This window comes from Marivita sp. (assembly GCF_017643905.1).
Taxonomy (GTDB): domain Bacteria; phylum Pseudomonadota; class Alphaproteobacteria; order Rhodobacterales; family Rhodobacteraceae; genus Marivita.
Map to the genome: position 1 here is coordinate 1 of NZ_JAEPMO010000154.1, position 9583 is coordinate 9583.

Below are 9583 nucleotides of genomic sequence, written 5' to 3' on the forward strand. Positions count from 1 at the left end.
CAACTCAGAGACAAACAACAAGACCAGTGCGCCCTAACTTCACGGCGCGCCCGCCCTCATATACCCCTGAATTATCCACCACCGTAAGCAACCAACGCCCCGTCCGATGTCCCAACATCCGCCTCAGCGCCGCCGGTGAAGAGGTATTTAGAGTCCGCGCCGCAGGACCGCAAGAGGAAAAATCCGAAAATCTGAAAATTCGTCAAATTTACTCTAAGCCGTTGTCTTTAAATCTTTTTATTCACCATAAACCGGAAAAATTGTCCCTAGTCTGTTACGGCCACGATGTCATGTGACATCGTCCGGTGATAATCCACAGGCTTACCCACACATGCCCCCGCGTCACCTGATCTTTTGAGTCCGAGTCACCGACCCTTCCACACCGGATCGCGCTTTTCCGCGAAGGCGCGCGCACCTTCCATCTGGTCTTCAGACGCATAGAGAATGTCCACTGTTGGCAATTGCCGTTTGGTGATCCGGTTCATCATGTCCTGAAACGCCGTGTCCTCGGCCGCGCGCACGATCTCCTTGATCGCGGCATAAACCAGCGGCGGCCCGGAGGCCAAAAGCGCGGCCATCCTGCGTGCCTCGGCCATAAGCTCGGCTGCGGGGTATATATGGTTGACGAACCCCCAGCGTGCCGCCTCTTCAACATCGAGCCAGCGCCCGGTCAGCAGCATCTCCATCGCGATGTGATAAGGAATGCGTTTCGGCAGCTTCACCGATGCCGCATCCGCCACCGTGCCAGAACGGATCTCGGGCAACGCAAAGCTCGCGTGATCGCCGGCAAGGATGATGTCGGCGCTCAGGGCCAGTTCCAGACCACCTCCGCAACAGATGCCATTCACGGCCGCGATCACCGGCTTGTTCAGGTCGCGCAGTTCCTGAAGCCCTCCAAAGCCTCCGACGCCATAGTCACCATCGACCGCGTCGCCCTCAGATGCTGCCTTGAGATCCCATCCGGGGCAGAAAAACTTCTTTCCCGCTCCGGTGATGATTGCCACGCGCAGTTCCGGGTCATCCCGGAAGTCCCGAAACACCTCGCCCATGGCGCGGCTTGTTTGCAGGTCGATTGCGTTGGCCTTCGGTCGGTTGAGCACCACTTCAAGGACGTGACCGTCCCGTGTCACGTGTAAAGGGCTGTCCATCATGGCTCCTCCCGGATCAGTGCGTCCGCCACAACCGCGCGGGTCGGGGTGACGATCAGTGGATTGATCTCAATCTCAGCCACGCCGCCCGTCCGCGCAACAACGTAGTCCTGCACGGCGCGAACAGCCGCAATCAAGGCAGTGCGATTGGCTGCAGGTTTGCCTCGGTATCCAGACAGAAGCGGTGCGATCCGTAAAGTGTCCAGCGCTGTTGTGATCTCGGCTTCGGTGGCGCGGACAAGCAGATGGCAGGTGTCCTGCCACAGTTCGGTCAGCACGCCCCCTGCCCCCAGTGTCAGCACGTAGCCATGGGCCGGGTCGGCCACGATCCCGATCAGAAGTTCAACCACGCCATCGGTGATCATCTCTTCTATATAATAGGTGTCACAAGTCATTGCGGAAGCCGCCGAAATCACTTGCTCTGCATCCAACAGGTTCAATGCGACGCCGCCCATCTCGGACTTGTGGGCAAGACCACGCGCTTTGAGGACAATTGGCAACATGGGCTTTGCATGCTGTCCGGCTTCTTCCGGTGACGACGCCAGAGCGTGGCGCGGCACATCAAGGCCGCATCCCGCGAGGACGGATTTGGCTTCGGCCTCGTCGCGCATGATGGTCTCAATATGAAGACCGGGTTTGGGGATCGGGCGATCGGGGTCTGCACCATGTCGAGGGCCATAAATGACCGCAAGCGCATCCAGCGCGGCATCCAGACCGTGCAACGGCAGGATACCATGCTGCATGAGCCGCGCCGACATGTCCTCAGGCAAGGACTCCGACAAGGACGTCAGCAGAGCAATCTTTTTGCCGGTGCGCTGACGGGCGAGGATTGCAGCCTCTTCGACGCAATCCCATGCGTGGGTCTGACATCGATCCGGCCTTGGGAAATCGACCACGATTACAGTGAGTGCCGCCGGACCGGATGCCATGATCGCATAGACCTCGGCCATCTTGGGCGCATCGTTCCAGATGAAGGTATGATAATCGAGCGGGTTGGCGCGGGTGACCAGTGGACCCAGCACATCATAGAGCGCCGCGTCCTGCGCTTGGGTCAAAGGGGCAAAGGTCAATCCACGCGCGTCTCCGCCATCGGCCATGAGGCTCGCCTCGCCGCCGGAACAGGACAGTGACGCAATGGCGCCCGGCGCTGTTGGCCCGTAGAGATGCGCGTGTTTCAAGGCGTCGATCAGGGCATCAAGTGACCGGACCCGCAGGATTCCCAACCGATCGAACAGGGCGGTGGCCCCGGCATCAGAACCCGACAGTGACGCCGTGTGCGACAAGGCCGCGGTCTGTGCCGCTTCCGACCGTCCGGACTTCAATGCGATGACTGGTTTGCCGAGGAGATGCGCCTCTTTCATCAGGTCTTGCAGGGCCGAAAGATCACCAACACCTTCGATATGCAACCCAAGCGCGGTGATCCTTGGATCCTGTATCAAAGCCTGTGCGATCTGGCTGAGCCCGATCTGAGCCTGGTTGCCTGCCGTACCCAGAAACGCGATAGGCAAGCCGCGCCGTTGCATCGAGAGGTTCAAGGCAATGTTCGAACTTTGCGTGAGAATTGCCACGCCACTGTCGACCGGGATCAGTCCATGCACATCAGGCCAGAGTGCGACTTGGTCCAGCGCGTTCACAAACCCGTAACAGTTGGGTCCGATGACCGTCATGTCCCCCGCTGCCTCAACAAGGGCGCTGTTCAAGGCGGCGCCGTCGCTGGTCTCGGCAAAGCCGCTTGCAAAACAGACCGCGCCCCCGGCCCCCAAAACCGACAGTTCGCGCAGGCACGCGATGGTGGCATTGCGGTTGACGCCGAGAAAGCAGGCATCAGGCGATGCAGGCAGATCTGCAATAGACCGGATCGCCCCTTCGGCGGTCGGATGGACATGCCAAACAGGGCCGGCGAACCCCATGCGGGCGAGCGATGCAATTACCGAACGGCACCATGCTCCGCCGCCAATGACAGCAACCGACGCCGGTTTGAAAAGGCGCTCAACCCCGCTCTGCGTCATTTTTCGCACCGGGTTTTGCATTGGGCCCACGCGGCACCACGATTCTTCTGCGAAGAATCGGGCCCCGGGCTGAAGAAACCGTTAAACACTGGCGTCATGCTCCGAGAGGTCGCAGCAAATCACGGCTGATGATGTGGCGCTGGATTTCCGAAGTGCCGTCCCAAATCCGCTCAACCCGCGCATCGCGCCAGAAGCGTTCGATGGGATAGTCGTCCATCAGCCCCATCCCGCCATGGATTTGCAGGGTCGCATCGGTCACCCGCGCCAGCATTTCGCTTGCGTAGAGTTTGGCGCTGGCGATCTCGCGGTTCGCGGGCAGCCCCTGATCGAGCCGCCACGCCGCCGACAGGGTCAACCAATCCGCCGCATCAATCTCGGTGATCATGTCGGCGATCTGAAAGCTGACCCCCTGAAACTTGCCGATCTGCTGGCCGAACTGCTTGCGCTCGGCGGCGTAGGACAGCGCATGGTCAAACACGCGCCGCGCCCGGCCCACGCTCATCGTCGCCACCGTGATCCGCGTGGCATAAAGCCAGGTGTTCATCACCTCGAACCCGCCATCGACCGCGCCCAGAACCTGCGCATCGCTCAACCGGCAATCATCGAATTCGAGGATGCAGTTCTTGTAGCCCCGGTGGCTGACCGATTTGTAGCCATCACGCACGGTAAAGCCGGGATGTCCACGGTCCACGAGGAAACAGGTGATGCGCTTCTTTGGCCCCTTCGGCGTCTCATCAACACCTGTTGCAACGAAGACAATGAAGAAATCCGCGTGATCCGCACCCGAGATGAAATGCTTGGCTCCATTGACGACCCAATCGCCACCATCACGCCGCGCGGTGCAGGACATGCCGCGCACATCCGATCCGGCCTCCGGTTCTGTCATGGCAAGCGCGTCCATCCGCTCGCCACGCACCGCAGGCAGCAGATACCTTTCCTTCTGATCCCCCTCGCAGGCCATCAGGATGTTTTGCGGCCGCCCAAAGAAATGCGTGAGCGCCATCGACCCGCGTCCCAACTCGCGTTCGACCAGCGCGAAATCCAGATGCGATAGCCCCGCACCGCCCACCGCTTCGGGGAAGTTGCAGGCGTAGAACCCAAGGTCGATCACCTTGCGTTTGATCTCTTGCGCCACATCGTGCGGAACCTCGCCCGTACGTTCCACCTCTGTCTCATGCGGATAGATCTCGCGCTCGACGAAATCGCGCACGGTGGAGACGAGCATCTCCTGTTCGTCGCTCAACCCGAAATTCATGCCCCCGCCTCCGCGTGTCTCAGGGCCAAAGCCTCAACCGACTCGAGGACATTCGGCAAAGGAGGGCAAGACCGGCGCGTTTCCAGCGACACATGCAGCAGGAATTGGTCGCAAGTCGCCAGCAACTCATCGTCCGATGCTCGGTGCATCTGGTGCAAGAGCTTCAGCTTCTTGCCCTCGCCCAGAACAACCAGCGTGGTGACATAGATGTCCTCTCCCGCATGGGTCTCATTGAGATATTTGATGGTTGTCTCAGCCGTAAAATAGCTGTTTCCCGCCGCGATGTAGTCGCGGTCCGCGCCGACATGGGTCATCAACTCCTCTGACGCATCGCTGAACAGCTGACCGTACCGCCCTTCGTTCATATGACCATTGATGTCGGTCCAATCGACCGGCACCACCCGGCGCACCGTCACCAGTGGCACCTCGTCCCCCAAAGGCCCGCGCAACGCAGTGTCATGCTCGAGGATCAACTTTCCGGCCCCGGCCCCTTGCTGCTTGAGCCCGCGCAGGATGGCGACAAGATTGTTGTCCCGCAGGCGTTCGAGATCGCGGATGCCCATATGCCCCGATTGCGCGTCCGACTGGCCAGCGATCAGGTCCACCAGCTCATCCGTAAACTCGGGCACATCCGTGAGCTTGGTCCACGGCCATTGCAGGCACGGCCCGAACTGCGCCATGAAGTGCCGCATCCCGGCCTCGCCACCGGCCACGCGATAGGTCTCGAACAGGCCCATCTGCGCCCAACGCAGCCCGAACCCATAGCGAATCGCGTTGTCGATTTCCTCGGTTGTTGCGATGCCATCCTTGACCAGCCAGAGCGCCTCGCGCCAGACCGCTTCAAGGAAACGGTCCGCGATATGAGCGTCGATTTCGGCGCGGACATGCAGGGGGTACATGCCGATGGCCGTCAGGATCTCCTTGGCCCGCGCGATGATGGCCTCGTCAGTGGCCGCACTCGGCACCAATTCGGCCAAAGGAAGAAGGTAGACCGGGTTGAACGGATGCGCGACGACGATCTGGCCGGGGCGCGCGGCGCCCTCCTGCAACTCGGACGGCTTGAACCCGGAGGTCGATGACGCGAGAACCGCGCCTTCAGGGCACGCCCCCTGTATCGCGGCAATCACCCGGTGCTTGATGTCGCGCCGCTCCGGCACGCTTTCCTGGATCCAGTCCGCACCGGTTACCGCCTCGGCGACTGTTTCAACCAGCCGAATCTGCCCGCGATTTGGCATCGGCGCTTCATAGAGCATCGGCAAAACCCATGCCGCGTTGCCCATGACCTCGCCGATCTTACGCTCTGCCTCGGGATCGGGGTCAAACACGCGCACCTCCCATCCCATAAGGGCAAATCGCGCGGCCCAGCCGCCGCCAATCACGCCACCGCCGATGATGGCCGCTACCTTGGTCATGGTGTCAAAGTCTCCGTATGTCCGTCGATGGCCACGATCTGGCCAGAAATCCGTTTCGCGTGCGGCGAGGCAAGCCACGCCACCGTGTCCGCCACATCCTCAGCCGTCACCCATGTGCGCAGCGACACGCCCTTGACGTAAAGCGCGCGCACCTCGTCATGGGTCTTGCCTGTTGCGGCGGCCTCCATCGCCACCACCCGGTCCATCCGGTCGCCCTCGACAGCACCGGGGCAGATCGCGTTCACCCGCACCCCCGCCGGGCCAAGCTCCATCGCAAGGGTCTTGGTCAGGCCGACAATGCCCCATTTCGCCGTGGCATAGGGAGACCGCAGCGGATAGCCAAACTGCCCGGCGGTCGAAGAGGTCAGGACGATCAACCCCTGCCCGGCTGCCCGCATCCGCCGCGCGGCCCAGCGGCAGGTGAGGAACGTGCCCGACAGGTTCACCTCAACACAGCGGTTCCAATCCGCGAGGCTCAGGTCTTCGATCCGCCCCGCAGGCCCACCGATTCCGGCATTGGCGCAGACCACATCGACCTGATCCCAAGCGGCGTCGATCCGGTCGAAGAACGCCTGCATCTGGACCTCGTCGGTGACATCCGCCACGCAGGCGATCTGGTCGGGATGCGCCGCCGCAAATGCTGCTACCGCATTTGGGTCCGCATCGCAGATGGCGACGCGGTCGCCTTCGGTCATGAACCGTTCTGCCATTGCACGCCCAAGACCGGACGCGCCGGCGGTGATGACGACGTGCCTCATAGCCGCGCCGCCACAGCCTCGGCCATCACCGCGCCAAAGGTATGATGCGCGTCGACCTCCCAATGGATGCCGTCTACATCCGACACGGCCACATGCTGCCCGGCCTCCAGAAAGCCGCAACCCTGCCGCTCCGCCGCCGCAGCGATATGCTCTGCCAAGCCCACCTGACGCGCCTCGGCACCGGCAAAGGCATTTGCCTGCACCCCAGCCTCTTTCACAGGCACCGGAGAGACCAGCAGGATGTCGTTTACCTCGATCTCGTTCCGCGTGGTCACGATCAACCGTTCCAGAGAGCGGGCAATCTCAAACGCTGTCACCGAAAACCGGTTCTTGAGGTCATTTGTCCCCAGCATCAGAACCATCAGATCAATCGGTCGATGGCTGTGCAGGATCGCCGGCAGCACGGTGAGGCCATTCCGCATCCCGCCTTCAACAATATCGTCATGGACGGTTGTCCGCCCGGGCAAACCTTCGGAAATCACAGTGTGGTCGGGACCAAGGGCTGTCGCCATCACATCAGGCCAGCGATCTCCGGGACCGTGGCGTTCGAACTTGCCCACCTGCGTCAGCGGCTTGGTGCCGTGCGTGTTGCTGTCGCCGTAACAGAGAATGACCGCCATCTCAGCCTCGTGGCGCGCGTTTGGTCAGGCCCAGCTTGTCGCGCACAGCCTGCGGCCCCATGATTTTGGCGCCCATGCCTTCGACAATGCCCACAGCCCTTTCGACCAGTTGCGCGTTGGTGGCAAGCACACCCTTGTCGAGCCACAGGTTGTCCTCAAGACCCACCCGCACATGACCGCCCGCAAGAACCGCAGCCGCCGCATAGGCCATTTGGTTGCGCCCCAAGGAGAACGCGCTGAAGGTCCAATTGTCCGGCACGTTGTTCACCATCGCCATGAAGGTGTTGAGATCATTCGGCGCGCCCCATGGCACCCCCATACAAAGCTGCACGAGCGCGGGGTCTTCTAGGATGCCTTCCTTCACCAATTCTTTGGCAAACCACAGATGCCCGGTGTCGAACGCCTCGATCTCGGCCTTCACGCCCAGATCGGTCATCATCTTCCCCATCGCGCGGAGCATGCCCGGTGTGTTCGTCATCACGTAATCGGCCTCGGCAAAATTCATCGTGCCACAGTCGAGCGTACAGATCTCCGGCAGGCACTCCGCCACATGCGCCACGCGCTCTTCGGCCCCCACCATATCGGTGCCTTTGGGGTTCACGGGGAGCGGATTTTCAGTGGATCCGAAGGTGATATCGCCGCCCATGCCAGCTGTGAGGTTGAGAACGACATCCACCTCCGCATCGCGAATACGGTCCGTAACCTCCCGGTAATACTCAAGTTTTCGCGAAGGCGCACCCGTCTCCGGGTCGCGCACATGGCAATGCACAATGGCCGCCCCGGCCTTGGCGGCGGCGATGGCGCTGTCGGCGATCTCTTTGGGGGATTTGGGGACGTGGGGGCTTCGGTTTTGGGTGCTGCCGGAGCCGGTGACGGCGCAGGTGATGAAGACCTTTTGGGTCATGGTCAGTGGCATGGTCGTCCTCCCTCGTCTTTGGGCGGAGACTGGGTGCAAACGCATGCGAGTGCAATGGGGATTGCGACAAAAGCAAAACCATTCCCGACAGCCAAAAGCGCCCGATTTCCGGCATAAAATCGCCTTAAATCAACGATATCGCCGGGTTTGCGCCACATCGCCTGGGGAGGCATCATGCGACATTATCCTGACCTGCAGAAGGCAGGTCATACCGACGCGCGTCGGGCTAAACTGTTTGAATTGCACCGTCAGGAGCAGCTTCAGACGGGGGCTGGACGGGCCTATCCGGGGCCTGAGATGCAGCGCCCGGACATCGCGCTTGCGCTGCGGGAACGGGCGAACCGTTCGCTTCGACCCGTTGAACCGCAAGGTTCAACCGTACGGTAGAGGTCGAACCTCACGGTTCATCCGTACGGTTCGACACGGACCGTACGGTTGGGCCGAAAAACCACCCGAACCGTACGGTTCAACCCTTGAATCCGGTTGCGACGACGAATTTTTCGGAACTGTCCGAGCGGGACGCGGGCGGCTTGACGTTCATCACCTTGGTGAAACGCTGCTTGAGCAGCTTCTGCAATTCGCCCTCGGCCCCGCCGGCCAGAACCTTGGCGACGAAGGTGCCGCCGTCTTCGAGCACGTCGAAGGCGAAATGGGCGGCGGTTTCGCAGAGGTGGATGATGCGCAGGTGGTCGGTCTGCTTGTGGCCGGAACTGGCGGCGGCCATGTCGGACATGACCACATCCGCGCGGCCGCCCAACCATTCCTTTACCTTTTCGTCGGCATCGTCCTCGAGAAAATCAAGCTGGTGAATCTCAGCCCCGGCAATGGGTTCGACCTCCTGCAGGTCGATGCCCAGCACGGTGCCGATCTTCTTGCCGGATTTCTCGCCCAGGGCGTTCACCCGCTTGACGGCGACCTGACACCAGCCGCCCGGGGCGCAGCCCAGATCGACGACGCGCGCGCCGGGGACGAGGAAGCGGTACTTTTCGTCGAGTTCGAGAATCTTGTAGGCGGCGCGGCCCCGGTAGCCCTCGGCCTGCGCGCGCTTGACATAGGGGTCGTTCAACTGCCGCTGCAGCCAGCGGGTCGAGCTGAGCTTGCGACCCCGCGCGGATTTCACCTTGACCTTGAGGTCCCGCTGTCCGCGCCCGGAGGTGTTCTTGCCGTCCGGGGTCTTGCCGGTTGGGGTCTTGGCCATGTCTGCGCCCTTCGTGATGGTTCGGAGGGCGGTGTAGCATGGGTTTGGGGGAAGGTCATGGGGCAAAGAAAATCTAGCCGCTTAAGACCAAACATACCACCTTGGTTTGCAACTACACATATGACCTGGCGGTGTCAGCAAATCGTGTTGGTTCGCTCTTTGTTCTTACGTGCCAGTGAGGTATGCTGAGGCTTCCGAGGCCCGAGGAGACCCGCCATGCCCCGCTTCGATCCGACCGAATTCGGCCGCCTGCTTGCCCGCCTGAGC

Annotated in this window: 10 protein-coding genes; 2 read left to right on the forward strand and 8 right to left on the reverse strand. The window is 61.6% G+C overall.

Annotation, left to right across the window (positions count from 1 at the left end; translation table 11 throughout):
• Window positions 1-296: hypothetical protein (locus tag JJ869_RS19270; protein ID WP_292269674.1), on the forward strand; the 296-nt coding region annotated here is incomplete at its 5' end.
• A gap of 69 nt (window positions 297-365) precedes the next feature.
• Here the strand turns inward: JJ869_RS19270 and JJ869_RS19275 are convergent.
• The 7 genes from JJ869_RS19275 to JJ869_RS19305 all read right to left on the reverse strand — a co-directional run bounded on the left by JJ869_RS19275 (window position 366) and on the right by JJ869_RS19305 (window position 8118).
• On the reverse strand, window positions 366-1151 hold the full coding sequence (locus tag JJ869_RS19275) for a carnitinyl-CoA dehydratase (protein WP_292269677.1): 786 nt from the start codon (window positions 1149-1151) through the stop codon (window positions 366-368).
• Window positions 1148-3157 carry an acetate--CoA ligase family protein gene (locus JJ869_RS19280; RefSeq protein WP_292269679.1) on the reverse strand — a complete coding sequence of 670 codons (2010 nt, stop codon included), beginning with the start codon at window positions 3155-3157 and terminating at the stop codon, window positions 1148-1150. Before JJ869_RS19280 ends, JJ869_RS19275 begins: the two co-directional genes overlap by 4 nt.
• A 94-nt stretch (window positions 3158-3251) precedes the next feature.
• Window positions 3252-4412, reverse strand: a complete 1161-nt coding sequence (locus JJ869_RS19285; protein ID WP_292269681.1) for an acyl-CoA dehydrogenase family protein — start codon at window positions 4410-4412, stop codon at window positions 3252-3254.
• Window positions 4409-5824 carry a carnitine 3-dehydrogenase gene (locus JJ869_RS19290; protein ID WP_292269684.1) on the reverse strand — a complete coding sequence of 472 codons (1416 nt, stop codon included), beginning with the start codon at window positions 5822-5824 and terminating at the stop codon, window positions 4409-4411. Before JJ869_RS19290 ends, JJ869_RS19285 begins: the two co-directional genes overlap by 4 nt.
• Entirely contained in the window at window positions 5821-6582 is a 762-nt protein-coding gene (locus tag JJ869_RS19295) for an SDR family oxidoreductase (protein WP_292269686.1), read from the reverse strand. Before JJ869_RS19295 ends, JJ869_RS19290 begins: the two co-directional genes overlap by 4 nt.
• Entirely contained in the window at window positions 6579-7202 is a 624-nt protein-coding gene (locus JJ869_RS19300; RefSeq protein WP_292269690.1) for an SGNH/GDSL hydrolase family protein, read from the reverse strand. The genes JJ869_RS19295 and JJ869_RS19300 overlap by 4 nt, the downstream gene beginning before the upstream one ends.
• 1 nt (window position 7203) lies before the next feature.
• The gene (locus JJ869_RS19305; protein ID WP_292269693.1) at window positions 7204-8118 is read right to left on the reverse strand and encodes a 3-keto-5-aminohexanoate cleavage protein; all 915 of its coding nucleotides are present in this window, start codon (window positions 8116-8118) and stop codon (window positions 7204-7206) included.
• Window positions 8119-8292: 174 nt separating this feature from the next.
• Here JJ869_RS19305 and JJ869_RS19310 point away from each other — a divergent pair, with 174 nt between their 5' ends.
• Window positions 8293-8505: a hypothetical protein gene (locus JJ869_RS19310; RefSeq protein WP_292269696.1), complete on the forward strand. Its 213-nt coding sequence runs from the start codon at window positions 8293-8295 to the stop codon at window positions 8503-8505.
• Between the two features lie 79 nt (window positions 8506-8584).
• On the opposite strand, the gene JJ869_RS19315 is transcribed toward JJ869_RS19310, so the two are convergent.
• Window positions 8585-9316, reverse strand: coding sequence for an RlmE family RNA methyltransferase (locus JJ869_RS19315; RefSeq protein WP_292269699.1), 732 nt, complete (start codon window positions 9314-9316; stop codon window positions 8585-8587).
• Window positions 9317-9583 lie beyond the last annotated feature (267 nt).